General features: G+C 39.0%; 20 protein-coding genes and 1 tRNA gene. 13 read left to right on the plus strand and 8 right to left on the minus strand.

Features of this window, described 5'->3' with window-relative positions:
• Positions 1 to 195 precede the first annotated feature (195 nt).
• From ASL19_RS01175 to ASL19_RS01185, 3 genes are all read left to right on the plus strand, one after another.
• On the plus strand, positions 196 to 741 hold the full coding sequence (locus ASL19_RS01175; RefSeq protein ID WP_057176956.1) for a gamma carbonic anhydrase family protein: 546 nt from the start codon (positions 196 to 198) through the stop codon (positions 739 to 741).
• 156 nt (positions 742 to 897) lie between these two features.
• A complete protein-coding gene (locus ASL19_RS01180) occupies positions 898 to 1,023 on the plus strand; it encodes a photosystem II protein Y (protein ID WP_006276116.1) in 126 nt (41 codons plus the stop codon).
• Positions 1,024 to 1,060: 37 nt separating this feature from the next.
• Positions 1,061 to 2,449 carry a folylpolyglutamate synthase/dihydrofolate synthase family protein gene (locus ASL19_RS01185; protein ID WP_057176957.1) on the plus strand — a complete coding sequence of 463 codons (1,389 nt, stop codon included), beginning with the start codon at positions 1,061 to 1,063 and terminating at the stop codon, positions 2,447 to 2,449.
• 77 nt (positions 2,450 to 2,526) lie between these two features.
• Here the strand turns inward: ASL19_RS01185 and ASL19_RS01190 are convergent, their stop codons facing one another.
• Entirely contained in the window at positions 2,527 to 3,801 is a 1,275-nt protein-coding gene (locus ASL19_RS01190) for a sugar ABC transporter substrate-binding protein (RefSeq protein WP_006276114.1), read from the minus strand.
• Between the two features lie 37 nt (positions 3,802 to 3,838).
• On the opposite strand from ASL19_RS01190, the gene pilM reads away from it, so the two are divergent.
• From pilM to ASL19_RS01205, 3 genes are read left to right on the plus strand one after another with little or no spacing between them, the layout of a single operon-like run.
• Positions 3,839 to 4,909, plus strand: a complete 1,071-nt coding sequence (pilM, locus tag ASL19_RS01195; protein ID WP_057176958.1) for a type IV pilus assembly protein PilM — start codon at positions 3,839 to 3,841, stop codon at positions 4,907 to 4,909.
• Positions 4,910 to 4,938: 29 nt separating this feature from the next.
• Positions 4,939 to 5,709, plus strand: coding sequence for a PilN domain-containing protein (locus tag ASL19_RS01200; RefSeq protein WP_057176959.1), 771 nt, complete (start codon positions 4,939 to 4,941; stop codon positions 5,707 to 5,709).
• The gene (locus tag ASL19_RS01205; protein ID WP_057176960.1) at positions 5,706 to 6,443 is read left to right on the plus strand and encodes a hypothetical protein; all 738 of its coding nucleotides are present in this window, start codon (positions 5,706 to 5,708) and stop codon (positions 6,441 to 6,443) included. The genes ASL19_RS01200 and ASL19_RS01205 overlap by 4 nt, the downstream gene beginning before the upstream one ends.
• 30 nt (positions 6,444 to 6,473) lie before the next feature.
• Here the strand turns inward: ASL19_RS01205 and ASL19_RS01210 are convergent, their stop codons facing one another.
• Positions 6,474 to 7,187: a rubrerythrin family protein gene (locus ASL19_RS01210; protein WP_057176961.1), complete on the minus strand. Its 714-nt coding sequence runs from the start codon at positions 7,185 to 7,187 to the stop codon at positions 6,474 to 6,476.
• Between the two features lie 472 nt (positions 7,188 to 7,659).
• Here ASL19_RS01210 and ASL19_RS01215 point away from each other — a divergent pair, with 472 nt between their 5' ends.
• Positions 7,660 to 8,121 (plus strand): GNAT family N-acetyltransferase, encoded by a 462-nt coding sequence (locus ASL19_RS01215; RefSeq protein ID WP_006276109.1) that lies wholly within the window; start codon positions 7,660 to 7,662, stop codon positions 8,119 to 8,121.
• Here the strand turns inward: ASL19_RS01215 and ASL19_RS01220 are convergent.
• The 4 genes from ASL19_RS01220 to ASL19_RS01235 are packed head-to-tail and all read right to left on the minus strand — an operon-like array spanning position 8,081 to position 11,134.
• Complete coding sequence (locus ASL19_RS01220) at positions 8,081 to 9,049, minus strand: sensor histidine kinase KdpD (RefSeq protein ID WP_057176962.1); 969 nt, start codon at positions 9,047 to 9,049, stop codon at positions 8,081 to 8,083. The genes ASL19_RS01215 and ASL19_RS01220 overlap by 41 nt on opposite strands.
• 35 nt (positions 9,050 to 9,084) lie before the next feature.
• A complete protein-coding gene (locus ASL19_RS01225; protein ID WP_057176963.1) occupies positions 9,085 to 9,657 on the minus strand; it encodes an L-threonylcarbamoyladenylate synthase in 573 nt (190 codons plus the stop codon).
• Positions 9,658 to 9,683: 26 nt separating this feature from the next.
• Entirely contained in the window at positions 9,684 to 10,523 is an 840-nt protein-coding gene (gene mazG, locus ASL19_RS01230; RefSeq protein WP_057176999.1) for a nucleoside triphosphate pyrophosphohydrolase, read from the minus strand.
• Between the two features lie 8 nt (positions 10,524 to 10,531).
• A complete protein-coding gene (locus ASL19_RS01235) occupies positions 10,532 to 11,134 on the minus strand; it encodes a metal-binding protein (protein WP_057176964.1) in 603 nt (200 codons plus the stop codon).
• 162 nt (positions 11,135 to 11,296) lie between these two features.
• Here ASL19_RS01235 and ASL19_RS01240 point away from each other — a divergent pair.
• Positions 11,297 to 11,369: transfer RNA gene (locus ASL19_RS01240), tRNA-Val, on the plus strand.
• A 67-nt stretch (positions 11,370 to 11,436) separates the two neighbouring features.
• Here the strand turns inward: ASL19_RS01240 and cofG are convergent.
• Positions 11,437 to 12,372 (minus strand): 7,8-didemethyl-8-hydroxy-5-deazariboflavin synthase subunit CofG, encoded by a 936-nt coding sequence (gene cofG / locus ASL19_RS01245; protein WP_057176965.1) that lies wholly within the window; start codon positions 12,370 to 12,372, stop codon positions 11,437 to 11,439.
• A gap of 270 nt (positions 12,373 to 12,642) precedes the next feature.
• Here cofG and ASL19_RS01250 point away from each other — a divergent pair, with 270 nt between their 5' ends.
• The 3 genes from ASL19_RS01250 to ASL19_RS01260 are packed head-to-tail and all read left to right on the plus strand — an operon-like array spanning position 12,643 to position 14,400.
• Positions 12,643 to 13,032 carry a hypothetical protein gene (locus tag ASL19_RS01250; protein WP_040008191.1) on the plus strand — a complete coding sequence of 130 codons (390 nt, stop codon included), beginning with the start codon at positions 12,643 to 12,645 and terminating at the stop codon, positions 13,030 to 13,032.
• Between the two features lie 59 nt (positions 13,033 to 13,091).
• Positions 13,092 to 13,538 (plus strand): cyanase, encoded by a 447-nt coding sequence (cynS, locus tag ASL19_RS01255; protein WP_057176966.1) that lies wholly within the window; start codon positions 13,092 to 13,094, stop codon positions 13,536 to 13,538.
• Between the two features lie 7 nt (positions 13,539 to 13,545).
• The gene (locus ASL19_RS01260) at positions 13,546 to 14,400 is read left to right on the plus strand and encodes a M48 family metallopeptidase (protein ID WP_057177000.1); all 855 of its coding nucleotides are present in this window, start codon (positions 13,546 to 13,548) and stop codon (positions 14,398 to 14,400) included.
• A 24-nt stretch (positions 14,401 to 14,424) separates the two neighbouring features.
• Here the strand turns inward: ASL19_RS01260 and ASL19_RS01265 are convergent, their stop codons facing one another.
• Positions 14,425 to 15,186 carry a metallophosphoesterase family protein gene (locus tag ASL19_RS01265; RefSeq protein ID WP_057176967.1) on the minus strand — a complete coding sequence of 254 codons (762 nt, stop codon included), beginning with the start codon at positions 15,184 to 15,186 and terminating at the stop codon, positions 14,425 to 14,427.
• Between the two features lie 290 nt (positions 15,187 to 15,476).
• On the opposite strand from ASL19_RS01265, the gene ASL19_RS01270 reads away from it, so the two are divergent.
• Both ASL19_RS01270 and ASL19_RS01275 read left to right on the plus strand, forming a co-directional pair.
• Entirely contained in the window at positions 15,477 to 15,794 is a 318-nt protein-coding gene (locus ASL19_RS01270) for a hypothetical protein (protein WP_006276099.1), read from the plus strand.
• Between the two features lie 101 nt (positions 15,795 to 15,895).
• A complete protein-coding gene (locus ASL19_RS01275; RefSeq protein WP_057176968.1) occupies positions 15,896 to 17,623 on the plus strand; it encodes a succinate dehydrogenase/fumarate reductase flavoprotein subunit in 1,728 nt (575 codons plus the stop codon).
• Positions 17,624 to 17,644 lie beyond the last annotated feature (21 nt).

Below are 17,644 nucleotides of genomic sequence, written 5' to 3' on the forward strand. Positions count from 1 at the left end.
TGTACAAGCATAGTTTTATATTTAGCAGCACCAATAGGTTGGATTTAACACCCTGGGTCAAAAGATAAGGATAAGCAATCCCCAGCAGTTATTACTGATTGTACAGGACAAATGACTGTGATATGCTAATTATGCAACCAATTTCTTAGGTTGAAGTTTTTCCAGTGTTCCTGGTTACCATATCAAAATTCTATCGTGTCTACTGCTTCCTATTGGACATCTCCGGATTTTTCTCAAGCCGCTTTTATAGCCACCAATGCCATTGTAATTGGATCGGTTAAAGTTGCAGCAAGGTCGAGTATTTGGTATAGTGCAGTGGTTAGGGGAGATGTGGAACGGATTGAAATTGGGGAATGCACAAACGTACAAGACGGAGCTATACTACATGGAGATCCTGGTCTACCTACTATTTTAGAAGACCATGTTACTGTAGGGCATCGTGCTGTGATACATTCTGCCCACATTGAACGAGGTAGTTTAATTGGCATTGGTGCAATAGTTTTAAATGGGGTTCGTATTGGTCATAGTAGCATCCTGGGAGCAGGTGCGGTAGTAACCAAAGACATACCTCCCTATTCTCTTGTCGTTGGAGTACCCGGTAAAATAGTCCGTCAAGTAACAGAAACTGAAGCGGCGGAACTTTTTGAACATGCCGAAAAATATCATCAGTTAGCCCTAGTCCATGCAGGAAAGGGGAAGGACATAGGTTTTATCCCACATTCTGCTCCCTTGGAAAAATGACCAACTTGAGGTAAAAATTAAGAAGGGAGCGGATAAAGTATCCATCCCCTCACGAACATTATTGTTCCGCTGTCACCTTCGGGTTGACGCTCCACCCCTTTAGGGCTGGAAAAGTTACAAACACTTTAATTCCCATATAACAGAGGTTTTCTCGATATGAACATTGATACCCGCATAGTAATTGTCCTAGCACCCTTAGTTATTGCCGCAAGCTGGGCTGCCTTTAATATAGGTGCTGCAGCTCTAAGACAAGTACAAGCCTTTTTAAATAAAGAAGCCTAAATTATGCAAGCGGTTGAACGCACCCCATCTATAATCAATGAGTGGTGCGTTCAATTACCTAACTGTCAACTTGCCATCTACTCCTTACTTAGTTCCCTATTATGCCGTGGATTCTTTACTTCAACCTTTCAAGCACTTTGGTGTTAACTTAGGACTTACCCGTATTGTCAAGTTACTAGAGACCTTAAATAGTCCCCATAGACAGGTTCCCATAATTCATGTTGCGGGAACTAATGGTAAGGGTTCAGTTTGCGCCTATTTATCCTCCATTTTAACAGAGTCAGGTTACAAAACAGGTAGATACACTTCGCCTCATTTAATAGACTGGAATGAACGTATATGTATCAATGAAAAGCCCATTGCAAGTGAAGAACTAACTAAATTAATCGAAAGAGTGAAAGCTGTGATTAACTCAAATGAAGAGCAGCCCACACAATTCGAGATAATTACAGCAGCATCCTGGCTATACTTTGCCCAGGAGAAAGTGGATATAGCAGTAGTAGAAGTTGGACTGGGGGGGAGATTAGACGCTACTAATGTTTGTGATCAACCATTAGTAACAGTAATCACCTCAATTAGTAGGGATCACTGGCAGCAGCTAGGTTCAAGCATCAGTGATATTGCCAGAGAGAAGGCGGGGATCATTAAAGCTGGATGTCCGGTAGTGATAGGGAAATTGCCAGAGGATGCCAAGAAAGCAGTGATATGCAGGGGTGTAGAACTGGAAAGTCCAATTATGGTCGTATCACCTGCAAGAGAAATTAGTCCTGGGTGGGCAGAATATCAAACCGTAGAACCGGGGGGGCATATTAAAGCAATTAAATATCCATTACCATTGAAAGGGGAAATTCAACTCACTAATTCCGCTCTAGCATTAGCGAGTTTAGGAATGTTGCAAAAACAAGGATGGGAGATTTCTGGTCAAGCCATAATTAAGGGTATGGAGAAGACTAAATGGCCAGGAAGAATGCAATGGTTTAATTGGAAAAATCACCAACTGTTAATTGATGGTGCACATAATCCAGAATCAGCAGAGGTTTTGAGGAATTATGTAGACAGTATAGGAGATAGAAACAAAAATATAACTTGGGTAATGGGGATGCTAACTACAAAAGACCATAAAGATATTTTCAGAGAGCTGTTAAAGACAAAAGATAGATTATACCTAGTACCAGTACCGGAGAGTGATTATGCAAACCTAGATTATTTAAAGGCTCTGGCTTTAGAAACTTGTCCGGACTTAGATTTTTGTGCAATATATGAGGATATATTTTTGGCATTAAATGCTGCCTTTGGTTTGTTAAAAACTAAAGATAATACGAATAATAATAGAAATAATAGTACAAATATAAATGGCCCGGTTGTTTTATGTGGTTCTTTGTACTTAATTGGTCACTTCTTTTCCCAGGTTAGTCCTGCAAAATAGGCAGCCAGAACATCCCCTCAAGTTTTGAGGTATTCTGGCAGTTATATTCTTTAGCTTTGGCGAATTGTGACCAATTCCTACCTACTATCCCATTGTTTGGCAGCATCAGCAACAGCTTGATCTACAGTTTTTCGTCCCAACATTGCTGCTTGAAGATTTTCGTAAATTGCCCTTTGTAGCAATTTAAAATCCTTCATTTTAGGAGTTAAAACCTGAGCCTTTTGCATTTCTTGCGCACTGATAATACGTGCTTTTTCCACAGTAGAAGCATTAGCAGGAACTTCCCGAAAATAACTGTTAGATAATGCTCTAACAGTTGATGGTAAAACATTAGCTGCTTTTGCAAAACCTAATTGATTGTCATCATTGGTAACAAACAAAGCAAATTTGAGTGCTGCATCCGGATTTTTACTGCTACGAGGAATAACAACATTCATCACAGCTACATTTTTTTTACCCGTATTACCCGTAATTTGGGGAGCTATGGTAGAAGACTTAGCGATTTGTGGAGCATTGTTGGCAATAGTTTTTAAAAACTCAGCCCCCGATGCCAAAAATGCAGTTTCTCCCGACTGATATAGATCAATAGCGTGACGATGACCCTGAGTTAAACATTCCTTAGGTAATAGTCCCTGCTGATATAGATCCACCCAGTATTTAAAACCAGCCCTACCCTCGGGTGTATTAAAAGCCGCTTTCTCTTGCTTATCCACTAAATTAACACCCATTTGCACAAGAGATTCTAAAACCTCACCTGAGTCTTGAGGAACAAAGGTGGTGAAAAAGGCATACTTGCCCGTTTTGTCATGAATTTGTCGTGCTGCTTGGGCTAGTTCCTGATAGGTTGCTGGTGGTTTAGAGATACTTGCTTGTTTGAGTAAATCAGTGTTATAAATAGTTATGCGGGTGGTCAAATACCAGGGAATGCCAAAACTCTTACCATTAAGAGTGCTGGCTTGCCATATGTTTGGCAAATAGGATGAACGAACCTCAGGTGATACCTTGGCATCCAAATCTAACCAGGCATTTCGTCCCGCTAATTGGGCAGCAAAATCTGGGTTTAAATTAACCACATCTGGTGGGGTTTTTGCGGATACAGCCGTTAAAATCTTACTTTCCATGGCAGCCCAAGGCACATCTACCCATTTAACCTTAATACCAGGGTTTTGGGATTCAAAGGTGGAAATTAAACCTTGGAAATAACTGGTGAATTCCGGTTGCAGTTGCATAGTCCAAAATTCAACAGTCGTTCCCACATTTGCTGTGGTACAACTAACTACCCAGCTGGCTAGTAATCCTACTAGACCTAAAACAGTGAGCCGTGAAAATTTTGATGATCGGATTTTTGGCATAAATTTGTTAAAATTTCTACAAAAGTAGCGTAGATCAATGGTAAAAAACTTAGGTTTTAGTGACTTTTTAAGTTACTGGGGTAATTTTCTGGGTAAGTCTACTAGGGGTGTGGGTGTGGAACTGACAGGAGATAGGCTAAATATAGCCCAACTGCACAGGGTGCGTCAGGGTTTAAGAATAGAGTCATTGAGCACATTTCCTATTCCAGAAGGGATAATGGTCAATGGTGAAATTTGTGATTGTCCCAGGATGGGAGAAATTATCTCACAAGCAATAGTGGAAAGTAAAATCAAAACCACTCAGATTAGAACTTGTATACCCGAAAAACATGCTATTGTGCGTATAATTCCCGCACCATTAGAGTTGGAGGGCCAAGAGTTATATGATTTATTTATCAATCAGGAAGCTGGATTATATTTACCCTATCCACGAGAGGAAGCGGATATAGACTATCAAAAGTTGGGGTATTTCATAGATCAAGATGGCATAGAAAAAGCACAGGTTCTCCTAGTTGCTACCCGTAGGGAAATTACGGACAGTTATATTCACACTTTTGCTCTAGCTGGACTGAAAATAGAGGTTTTAGAAATTAAAAGTTTTGCTACTATTAGAACTATCCAAAAGCACCTATTAATATTGAGACCTGAAGAAGCTGTAGTGTTAGTCAATATTGAATTTGACCATACAGAAGTTGCCATGATTATCAATGGTGTGCCACAGTTTTCCCGTACTATTGCTATTGGTACGTTTCAATTAGAAACTGCTATATCTAGGGAGATAAGTTTACCTGCACGGGAAATGATGTTAATGACTATTCCTTATAGAGCAGAACCAGAATTAGACATGCTAGAGCAATTAGCAGCTGAGATAGGTCGTACTATTGATTTTTGTATTAATCAAATTGAGTCTATGGAGGTATCCCAAATTTTTCTAACTGGTGCTGGAGGAGGGATGGAACAGCTAGATGAGTTTTTGACTGATAGATTGGGTTTTACAACCAGTAGAATTAATCCTTGTGAAGATCTATTAGTGGACAGGGATAAATTTCCCTCGTCACAGGATCCTAGTTTAGCAGTGGTCTTAGGTTTAGGGATGCGTCAAATATAGATAGTCCATTATATATATAATATTTTCCTATGTACAATTTAGAAATTAATTTTCTCCAGCATCGCTCAAGTAGCAAATTAAAGGTAGAGTATGGGAATGAGGTTAACTCAATAAATCAGTCAATCAATAAGAGAAATTTTATCCCCATATTTGTGGGATTGGGATTGGGTTTATGTTTTCCAGCTTTAGCATGGAGTAGTTTGTGGTGGTTACAAGACCAAAATAGCGGTTTAGAAGGGGAAGTTGCCCAACTAAACAACCACAGTCAAAACCTAGATCAGCAATTAATTCAGATGCAAAAAATCCGGGAACAAACCACTACAATTGAACAACAAACTGAGAACTTAGTCACAGTATTTGAGCAAATGAGATCCTGGTCAGTTATTTTACAGGAACTGGGCAATAGGATTCCTAGCAAAGTTCAAATTGAAAGTCTTGAGCATAAGCAAATTACTACCCTATCTACCAAGACAGAGCAATTAGAAATTACGGGTTATGCTCTAAATTTTAAAGCTGTAAACCAATTCCTCTTAAATATAGGAAAATCTAAACTATTTAATGCCAAAAATAGTCGAATTAATATGGCAGAATTAGTTGATGCACCCCCAGTAACTGGTGCTATAGTAACCCAACAGTCATCCATGGAATTTAAACCACTTCAAGTTGTTAAATATAATATGACAATTAGTCTAACTGATGTGCCAGTATCCAATCTAGTTAGGGAATTAGAAAAAAAAGGTGCCATGGGATTAGTGGAAAAAATTCGTCATTTAGAAAGAATAGGAGCTATTAGTAAATGATATTTAATGAGGATTTAAATTTTCCTGAAAAAACCAATTCTAATAATTCTTTATCTTCCTACCCAATCGCATTTGGTATTACCTTCACACCCATGGTAACTGGGGTAATAATCGGTGTCTTAGGATTACTAGGGTGTGGTTATATCATACTGAATATGCTCATACCAGAGTTTGAAAAACATAATCAACTGAAAACGAAAATTATCCAAATCGAACAAGAGCATGAGCAAAAAAATCAGCAAGCTCAACGAATTAATCTAATTCAGAAACGATTGGCCCTATCCCAGCAGCAAAAAAGTCAAGTTCTATCCTTAATGGGGGATGAGAAAAACCTGAATAATATACTTCTTAGTATGAACCAAATTATAGAATTTACTAATAGTCAGTCCTTGGGTAATCCCTATATCAAAGCCAAATTGAAAAAATTTACTCCCCTGGATGACAAACCACAAGTTGTTACTGATAACAGTCTGGGAGAATCACTAAAAAACCAACTAAAACGACAGATTATTAAAGTAGAAATCGAAGGCAATTTCTACCAAATTCAAACCATTATGGCAAGTCTAGAAAAATTGCCACCTCTGTTATTAATTGACAAATATAAATGTCAACTCCTAGCTCCCACCATAGATACTCAACAAATAGTCAACACAGGTAAAATATTAACCTCCTTTGAATTAGTCATACCCATCCCAGAAGTATCAGAAACAACTGCTAAAACTCCCCTACAATAGCAATTTTAGGTTATTGATCAAGGTTCAGGTTCAAACACCAACTTTTTCTTCCAGGATCTTAAAACTCTTTTTCGTAGCACCGCAAATAGGACAAGTCCAATTATCAGGAATTTCTGCAAAAGGAGTACCAGGTGCAATCCCCGAATCAGGATCACCACTAACCGGATCGTAAATCATACTGCATTGTCTACAAATCCATTTTTGAGTTTGGGGATCGGGTTTGGCAATTCTAGTTACGGGTTCTCCTCCATTTAATACTTCTAAAGCTTCTGAATAGCGATCCGCATGATAATTTTCAATGAACTTTAGCAACCCAAACCGGTGACCAGCATCGCGAAAGATTTTGGCGTGCTCATTGGAATCCTCTGCTTGTTTTGTAAATTCTTCTACTGCTAAATTGTCCCTATCTCTTACAGCATCAGCAGCAAAATTGGGATACATAGTAGTATATTCGTATGTTTCTCCTTCAATTGCTAAGGACAAACAATTAGACATAATAGCTCTTTTTTGGTCATCGGTTAAACTAGCTGGATCTTTTACAACTAGCTCTGGATGTAATAACTCAAAATGAGCGAAAGCATGTTCAGTTTCTTGCTCTGCTGTTTCTTTAAATAGTTTTGCTAAGTCATTAAAACCTAATTGACGTGCTACTTTAGCAAAAAATAGATATTTACGATTTGCCATGGATTCACCACTGAAAGCAGTTTCCAGATTTTGCAGAGTTGTGGAATTTGACAAGTTCATAATTTTGGGACCTGAAGATGGTTAATTGAATGATTTCATAAGGTCTATTATGGTTAGATCATACATGTTTTTCGTTAAAATAACAGATTATTTCTAAACAGTTCTCTTTATTTAAACAAACATAAAAAATAGAGTGGGAGGAGACATTACCAAGCGTCATTCACTCCCACTCTATTTAGTGCTGCTGAAGCGATTCGGGAATAAACTCATGACCCTGGTCGTTAATTAGGGGGGTAATAAAATTAAACGACTGGGGTTATTGAATGAGCATTCCTATTGCAGCAATCGGTCATTTTGTTTTGTTGTGAGACAAACCCAGCACAGTAGCTTTTGTTTCTCTAATTTAATTTAACTTGCTTCTGAATTGTTAGGTTGCCAAGTTGGCATTTTCTAAAAATCTTTTCTCTCTTGATAATGCGCCAAAAAATATGCCATAACAGAAATGACAATACTAGCAAGTGGGTGTCTATACATGAAAAATCCTCAAATCCATTTTAGCGATCGCCTGACAGAAATTGATATATATCAACTTCAACATTTATTTAATCATACTGCTTTTTGGGCTAAAGGGCGTAGTATAGAGGATTTGAGTACAGCTGTTGCTAATAGTAAACCGGTAATTTCTGTTTGGGACAGAGAAAAATTAATTGGTTTTGCTAGAGCGAATTCTGATGGTATATATCGCGCTACCATTTGGGATGTGGTAATTCATCCAGATTATCAAGGAAGAGGTTTGGGAATGAGGTTAGTGAGGAGGATTTTATCCCACCCTCTAATGCAGGTAGAGCGTGTTTATTTAATGACCACTCATCAACAAAAGTTTTATGAGAAAATTGGATTTCAACATAATAATAGCACCACCATGGTACTACATAATAATTCTAAATTAGGTTCTATTGAGCAAGAAGAACTTCAGGAATTGAAGTACTTGTGATTTGGGGTAGGGTAATTTGCAATCGGGTGAAATTTGTCGTCTCATTACTGATGGGAGGAGAATCAGGTTCAATAATTTCTAGTTTACCTCCCATCATTTCCAGTAATCTTTGATTGATTAATAATTTCATTCCTGGTGACATATCTCTGATTTCTGAATCATGGTTATCAGTTATGCGTAAACAGGTCTCTAACCTTTCATGGGAAATTACTGTATTGCTAGGAAGATCCAGATAAATATCAAGATGATTATTTATATCAGTAGTAATATTGCCATCAGGGGATTTGATAAAAAGACAAATATATCCCGATTCCATTGTGCTAATTGTGTTATCTATCAAGCTTACAAGGATTTGCCGTAACCAGCGTTTATCTGCTAACACATAAATTTCCGATGGGGGTAAACAGATTTGCAAAGGGAAATTGCGATTAGCAGCTAACATATAAGTCAGTTCTTCCACCTCTTGAAAAACCTCCCTTATGCCCACGGATTCAATTACCAGATGATTAGTTCCATGTTCTATTCTCGCAATATTTAGCATTTGATCAATGATTTTTAAAAACTGTAGCGACCTTTCGTATGCTTGATTAATAAATTCTCTTTCTTCCTGGGGATTTTCACATAAGTCATGTAAAATTAATTGGTGAAGTCCGATTAATCCATTAATAGGCGATCGCAATTCATGACTAATCCTGACCAAAAACCCCGCATGAAATTGGCTCATTTCCCTGGCCATTTCATAAGCCAATTCTGTTTGGTGTAGCTGCTGTAAAATTTGTGTTTGTGATCTTTCCCAATTGTTTTCATCCGGATTAGGTTGATATCCAGATGAATTTGCTGAGTTGGAAAATAATTTCATAGGTAGTTTATCAATGGCAATTCCTAGCAAAATTCCGATGGCTAAATATAAAAAGTTAGTAAAATTCATGGGTTTTTCATAATAAAGATATTAGCCCAACAACCTTAACCAATTATAGTACTACCTTGACGAAGAATTTGCCAATGATTTTCTGTCCATTTGGCTACGGTAGATGGAACTCCTAAACCTTTATATTCTATCAATTCTTCAGTGAGAACATCTGGAAATTCTCCAGCTATTTCAGCTTGTGTTTCCAAGGGGGGTTTTCCTGATAAATTAACACTCGTGGTTGCCATAGGTCCGGTTTGTGCCAAAATTGCCCGAGCTATAGGATGATTGGGAACCCTAATACCAATAGTGGTAGGATCTTGAGGATTCATTACCCTAGGAACTTTATCACTAGCTGGTAAAACTAGAGTCAATGCACCAGGCCAATATCTATTAACCACCTCTTGCCAAATTTCATATTCTTGATCACTACCTTTTACATATTCCCACAAACTTTCCGGTTCAGCTCCCATTAAAATTAAGGGTTTGTCTAAACTGCGCTGTTTAGCAATATATATTAATTCTGCTTTTGTGGGTATGGTAGCCATCCCAGGAACTGTATCTGTGGGGAAACTAATTATTTTCCCCTCCTTAGCACCACGAATTAGACGATCTAGAGAAATGTTCATACAGTCTTTATTTAAACCACTCCTTATCAACCATCTATTAATTTAGCTTTAGCTTGTTGCCAAAGCGCCTCTAATTCCGCCAATTTATAATCACTAATCGGACGATCCATAACCTGTTCCATAGTTCTTAAACGTTGAACAAATCGTAAACTTGTTCCTGCCAAACCTCTAGCAGGATCAAGATTATACCATCTAGCTAGTTGAATAATTGCAAATAATAAATCTCCCAATTCTGACTCTTGTCTTTCTGGTGTTTCCCCAGCTAAAGCTTGGTCAAACTCAGCTAATTCTTCGTGAAATTTATCCCAAACTTCCTTAATATCACTCCATTCAAAACCAACCTCAGCAGCTTTTTGAGAAATTTTCATAGCAGCATTTAATGGTGGAAGACTACGACGATAGCGATTTAACTTATCACTGAGTTTTTGGGTTGCCATAGTTTGCCCTTTTTCTGCTGCTTTGATTTCATCCCAATTTTGGCGCACTTGCTCTACATTTTCCACTTTCACATCACCAAACACATGGGGATGACGACGAATTAGTTTTTGGGCAATACCCTCAGCTACCTCTTTTACAGAAAAATCCCCCTTTTCGCTGGCTATCTGAGCTTGTAATATTACCTGTAATAGTAAATCTCCCAACTCCTCACATATAGCACTTTGTTCTCCTGTACTAATCGCGTCTACTACTTCGTATGCTTCTTCAATTATGTAGGGAGTTAAGCTGGTTTGGGTTTGTGCCAAATCCCATGGACATCCACCTTCAGGCGATCGCAATTTAGCAACCACATCTATTAACTCTTGTAAAGCCACTAAATGAGCGTTATCAGCTATGTTACTATTGATAAATTTATTCTGTGCTGTCATAATTAGCATTACTGTTTTTTATCAGCTTTAGGTTTAGAACTACGAGAACGACGACTGTGAATCTTACGTTTTCTAATTTTGCTACTGGGTAGTAAAGCATGAACACCTTGTTTTTGAAAACGTTTGTAGGTAGAACTTGTCCAATCACTGAGGTAATGACTCATAGCACCAAGTTCACAACCTACAAACCAGGCAAAAAACTCTCTGGCGTATGTAGACATATTTTGTCTCACCCTTGCCCAAATGTCACCCCAGTTCACAGATAAGTTAGAAAAACTGGCGAGTATTAATAAAATTAACCCAGTAGTAGCAGCTATAAATACCATTAAATAAACTACCCGAAGAGTAGTACCAATAATTGGGCCGTGGGACAAAAAAGAGCGGTGACGCAAACTTTGTTGATAGGGTAACCAAATCCAACGGAACCAACCCCAGCGCTGGAACTGACGAGAATAAATATCCAAGTCAGGGCCAAACATCAAACCGCCAAACATAAACCCCCCCAGCACCACCAAAGTCATATTACCGCTACCAGTAGCAACTAAAGTTACACTGGCAACTAGGGGAATAGACCAGATAGTAATGCGGTCATGTGTTTGTCCAGAAGGCATTGGAGAAAACTAACACCTCAAAATTCAAAACTTAACAACTAATACCTGCCCAGTATAGCCAATAACCTGCCATTAGGAAAGTCCCAAAATCAAAAAAAATTTTTTCTAAACCCCTTGCCAAATTCCAAAAGCTTGTGTTATATTAATAAAGTGAAAAAACAAGGGCGGTTAGCTCAGTTGGTAGAGCGCCTGCCTTACAAGCAGGATGTCATCAGTTCGAGTCTGGTACTGCCCATTTAAAACAACAACTAGCGTGTGCGAGAATGCCCAGTCTTTGACTGGGCATTCTGTTGTGCTAATGATTAAGAAAAAACCATTGCACCCAAAACAGAATGAGTTCTTTTATAAACAGGTAAGCGTGGTAGTAGGGTCCACCCACCAGATAGTAAAACTTCCCTAAGTCTATTTACTTCCCGATGGGGATAATCAGGATTAACTTCATCCCTGGGACCAATTCCTCCCAAATCCCTAGCTCCCGCATCCAAACAAGCCAATAACCAGTTTTCCTCGGGGACTAAATTGGGGGGAATTTGAATGGTGATATCCGATGGTAAAATCTCCCGCGCTTGAGCTATGACCCGGGGTAGCTGATAAGGATCAAAAGCAACTTCATCAAAGGTTTGTTCAGATCCCGGACTATGGGGTTGTAAAATAACTTCTTGTATGTTTTGATACTTTAAATGTAAATCAGTAATAGCCATGAGGGTTTGTCGTCTATCATCTTCATTTTCACCTATTCCTAATAACAAACCAGTAGTAAAGGGAATTTGTAACTCTCCGGCCCATTGTAAATGTTGTAAACGTAACTCTGGAATTTTACTAGGTGCATGGCGGTGAACAGTATGTAATAATTTAGGGGTTAACTGCTCCAACATTAACCCCATAGAAGCATTGACATTTTTAAGCCTTTGCATTTCTGAAAAACTGAGAATTCCAGCATTAGTATGGGGTAGAAACCCCATAGAAAGAGCTAGGACACATAGGTCATAAATCAGATCCAACCATTCCTGACGTCTAGATGATAAAGGGTGAACTTCACCACTGAGAATTAGGATTTCACAAATACCTTGACCTTTCAGGGAGAATAAAATTTTCTCTGCTTGCTCTAAGGTCATCCAAGGATGGGAACCTATATCAGAGCGAAAGTTACAATAGGTGCACTTATTAAAACACTCATAGGTGGGAACAAGAGTGTATGCGGGGCTATAAGTGACTATCTGGTTGGGGAGTGGTAACATTATGAAAAATCACCAGAAAATGTTTACAAAAGTATAAAGTCCGTAGTACTTAATATATATGGGTTTTTAGGTCTGGATATAAAAATATGAATAAATTTTAGTAGAGTATCTTTTTGACACTCCCCTGAACCTTTGAATAAGCGTCTTTTCCAAAGCCATAAGATTGGGTAAACCTCCCCATATAAAAAGGGGGATTTTTACCCTAGAAAGAATTATCCTTATGGAAAGAAAATTATGAGTGTAGGATTGGATTTGATCCCAAATACCATGATAGAATACTTATATTATCTAGGCAATGCCAGTCTCACCTTAAGAGTTGTTCAGCACCTCTACAATCGCCCACAAATGCCAGTTTCCTTTATCACCGTAATTCATCAAATTAATGGTTGGGTAATCAGGATTAAATTAAAAGAGGCAATTTCTACTCAAGAAGACGGTGATTTTCGAGCTTTTTGTAATGAGCTAGGGATTAGCTATGAACCGCCTATGAGATTACAAATGGCATTTTGGAGTTTAGAAGCAGGACAAAGTCCCATAGAAGTAATGCAACGCTACCAAATAGCCATTGTCTCCCATGGTGGTTCAGAAAAAGAGGAAATTGAGGCGTTTAGACAACAGTTTGTTAGAGGTTTAGGCTATTGTCCAGAAACCTTGGCTTAAAATGGAGGGAGCATCAATTGTAGGTTATCCTGATGTAAGCATTACAAACCAAGAGAATTATGACAGTTGAATTGCCATCTTTCACAGCAGAACTACTAGCAGCTAAAAAAGCCAAGGGGTTGAGCTTTGCGGATCTAGAAAGGTTAATAGGAAGAGATGAGGTTTGGATTGCCTCTTTGTTTTATGGTCAAAACAGCACCAGTTTAGAAGAAGCAACCAAAATCGCCGATATTTTAGGTCTAGGTCAGGATATAGTCGCTGCTTTAACCTCTTTTCCTAGTAAAGGTTTAGGTCCTGTGGTTCCAACGGATCCTTTAATTTATCGCTTCTATGAAATTATTCAAGTCTATGGTTATCCTATAAAAGAAATAATTCATGAGAAGTTTGGTGATGGTATTATGAGCGCCATTGACTTTACCCTTGACATCGAGAAGGTAGAAGATGAGAAAGGTGACCGGGTAAAAGTGACCATGAATGGCAAATTCTTACCCTATAAAAAATGGTAGTAAATTTATGAACTGGAATAGGTTTTTGCCAATTTACCGTTTATGGCAACGTCGCTGGGTCTACCCTGTAATTTCATCCATTGTTGCTCTAAGTCTGTGTTTGAGTACGTCCCTGCCCAGTCGCGCCATAGATTTATTACCTCTCTTACTTCAGGGTGCACAAATACTACAACTATCTAATTTATCCACTAATCAAGAAGTGGAACTGGGAAGACAGATGAATGACCAGGTAGGTCAAGAAGTACGAATTTCCCGTAATCAGCAACTAACTAACTATGTGTCTCAACTGGGTAGAAGGTTGGTACTTAATGCTAACCGCCCCAATATTCCCTATACCTTTCAAGTTGTGGAAGATGAACAAATTAATGCTTTTGCTACTTTAGGTGGTTTTGTTTATATTCATACTGGATTATTAAAAGCTGCTGATAATGAAGCCGAGTTAGCCAGTGTGATTGGACACGAAATGGGTCATATTGAGGGCAAACATTTAATCGAGCAAATGAAACAAAGGGCTATTGCTAGTGGTGTAGCTAGTATAACTGGTTTGGATCGTAGTCAAGCTGTAGCTATTGGCGTAGATCTAGCCTTAAATCGTCCTAGAAGTCGCAAGGATGAGTTTGATGCTGACGCTAGGGGATTAAGAATTTTAACACGGAGTGGCTACTCACCCACAGCAGCAGTTTCTTTCATGAGAAAACTTCAGTCACAGGGTTCCATACCAACTTTTTTGAGTACCCACCCTGCAACCGGGGACAGAATTAATCGGTTACAACAACAAATCAATCAATTTCCACAAATCAATTCTAATGGTGGATTAGACAGTGCTAGTTACAAAAGCAATCTGCAAGTACTATTCCGATAGCTTTGTGGAGGGGAGCCAGAACGCTTATCCAACTTGTTTGTAGCGACCACTAAGTTTAATTTCTTGTGGATTGATTCTGCTTACCGCTTTTTCCAGGGGTAAACAGCGAGTGGTGTTTTTAAAAACATTCACCTGGTAAACCAACTTGTTAGTTATATCCAGTCCGGTCAACCAACCACTGCGGGGATGATATACACCAGTGTCAATATCTAGCCACCCTTGACCCTGTGCTAACTCTCCAGGTCTCATTCCTGGCAAGGTAAAGGTGATTGTGTGTCCCGTAATAATTAGTTTGTTTGTAAAGTAGGGCGTTTCCATGCTATGAAATTCCTCTCTAATCCAGCATAGATCTCCTCCTGTTTGCTCAGATAAAGACTTATTTGGATTGACTCCCGCATGGGCTAACAAAATATCTCCCAAATCAAGATATGTAGGTAAACTGCTAAACCAGTCTAAATCTTCTTGAGGTATTATTGCGGATCTATAACTGGCCATGGTAGCTTGTCCCCCGCTATATAACCATGATTGTACAGCCTTATTTGATGTGTAATGATGAATCATCACATTCAGAAGCATTTCCTCATGATTACCTAGGAGACAGGGATAATTATTTTCTTTAACAAACTTGACCACCTGAGCACTTTGTGGACCTCGGTCTATTAGGTCTCCCAGGAAATATACCTGATCCCCTGAGTTAGGTGCTATTTTTTCCATTAGGATCATTAGACCTTGATAGTGACCGTGTACATCCCCGATAATAATTCGCCGTGAATTAGTTGCGCTCATAAGTGTTTCAATTTGTCTGATAAATTAAAAGTCATTAAGATAAAGATCTTAGATTAAACGTTGTATTTTTACTCTGCTAGTTTTAAACTACACAGTTGTGAGTTGGTTTTCAGATATAGCGGTTGATTTTTTCTGCAAATCATCTTTAGAGAACTCCTGGATACCCTCGGAGGTGGGTTGTTGACAGTAAATGTTAAGTGATATTACAAACTTTAGAAAAATATTGAGAAATTAATCTTAGAGCAATCATGATTTTAAGGTAGAACCTATAGGATAGACGGGAGGCAATGATGAATAAGAATAATATTCAAAACTATCGCTTTGTTTGTACCCTCACATTTGGTGATATCTACGGTCAAATTGTTGCTTGGTTAATCACAATTACACTTAGTCTAGCTTCGGCTTTAGCATTAATAGGTGCTAGAAGACCTGTATATGCTTTAGCTGCGGTAGGACTTGTGGTTGTTTTTACTCTCCCTTTTCTGTTGTTTGCTTTTGTCACCACTCTATTAAACCATATAGAGCTAAATGCTGTCGAGTTGGAAACAAAAACACAAGCGACAGCAGATGGTGTTCCGGTGCAAAAACCGATTCAAGCCACCAGTTGAAATCAGTAAAATATGGGTGGTGCTTACCGGTTTAATGACGACTGAAAATAACATCCCTGTTCCCAAACAGGGTATTTTTTTCCAATAGGGGGTTGATGACGATGATAGAACATGATGTAGTTATTGTTGGTGGTGGTTTAGCTGGATGTCGAGCAGCATTAGAAATTGCCAGAACGGATCCTAGCTTAAAAGTAGCACTGGTGGCTAAAACCCATCCTATTCGTTCTCACTCGGTAGCTGCTCAGGGGGGAATGGCTGCTTCCCTGAAAAATGTGGATACTCAAGACAGTTGGCAAGCTCACGCTTTCGATACGGTTAAGGGTTCGGATTACTTAGCAGACCAGGATGCTGTGGCCATTCTCACTCAAGAAGCACCAGATGTGGTGATTGATTTAGAACATCTGGGAGTGTTATTTTCTCGTTTACCAGATGGGAGAATTGCTCAAAGGGCTTTTGGTGGACATTCTCACAATCGCACCTGTTACGCAGCTGATAAAACCGGTCACGCCATCCTCCATGAGTTGGTTAGTAATTTGCGCCGCTATGGGGTACAAATATATCAAGAGTGGTATGTGACTAAACTGATTATGGAAGATAATGAAGCCAAAGGTTTAGTTATGTTCCACTTACTAGATAGTAAAATTGCAGTTCTACGCGCCAAGGCAATTATGTTTGCTACTGGTGGCTATGGTCGTGTTTACAACACTACTTCAAATGATTATGCCTCTACGGGTGATGGTTTGGCAATGACCGCATTAGCTGGACTACCTTTGGAAGATATGGAGTTTGTCCAATTTCATCCCACTGGTCTATATCCAGTGGGAGTGCTGATCTCCGAAGCGGTTCGAGGAGAAGGTGCCTATTTAATTAATGCTCAAGGTGACCGTTTTATGGTTAACTATGCTCCTAGTCGCATGGAGTTGGCACCCCGTGATATTACATCCAGAGCGATCGCCTACGAAATTCGCGCAGGCAGAGGTGCTAGTTTAGACGGAACTGCTGGTGGACCCTTTGTTTATTTAGATTTACGACATCTAGGAAGGGAAAAAATCATGAGTAGAGTACCTTTTTGTTGGGAAGAGGCCCATAGGTTAGTGGGTGTGGATGCGGTCACCCAACCCATGCCAGTGCGTCCCACCATTCATTATTGTATGGGTGGTATTCCGGTGAACACCGATGGACAAGTACGTTGCAATAGCACTGAGTTAGTTGAGGGCTTTTTTGCCGCTGGAGAAACTGCCTGTGTATCTGTTCACGGTGCCAATCGTTTAGGTAGTAACTCGCTATTAGAATGTGTAGTTTATGGCAGACGCACCGGAGCGAAACTGGCGGAATATGTACAAAACCGTAAACTACCAGTTATAGATGAACAAAATTATATAAGAGCGACCGAGGAAGAGATTGAGAGTTTGTTAGCACAACCGGGAAAATATCGCATCAATCAAATTCGTGAACAACTTCAGGACACAATGACAGATTTTTGTGGAGTATTTAGAACCGCAGAACTAATGAAAGAAGGATTAGAAAGAATTGAAGAAATTGAAGCTAAGTCTTGTCAGATACACTTAGATGACAAGGGTAAGTGTTGGAATACGGAATTAGTAGAGGCTATGGAGTTAAAGAGCTTAGTGGTGGTTGGTAAAACCATATTAGCATCAGCATTTAGTCGTCGAGAAAGTAGAGGTGCCCATTTTAGAGAAGATTTTCCCAGTCGAGATGATCATCAATTTTTAAAGCATAGTATGGCTTACTACTCACCATTAAATCTTAGAATAGAGTATATGCCAGTAGTAGTAAACATGTTTGAGCCCCAGGAGAGGAAATATTAAAGATACCGCAAACCCATGGCA

Origin of the sequence: Cylindrospermopsis sp. CR12, from assembly GCF_001432185.1 — a bacterium.
GTDB classification, from domain to species: Bacteria; Cyanobacteriota; Cyanobacteriia; order Cyanobacteriales; family Nostocaceae; genus Raphidiopsis; species Raphidiopsis raciborskii.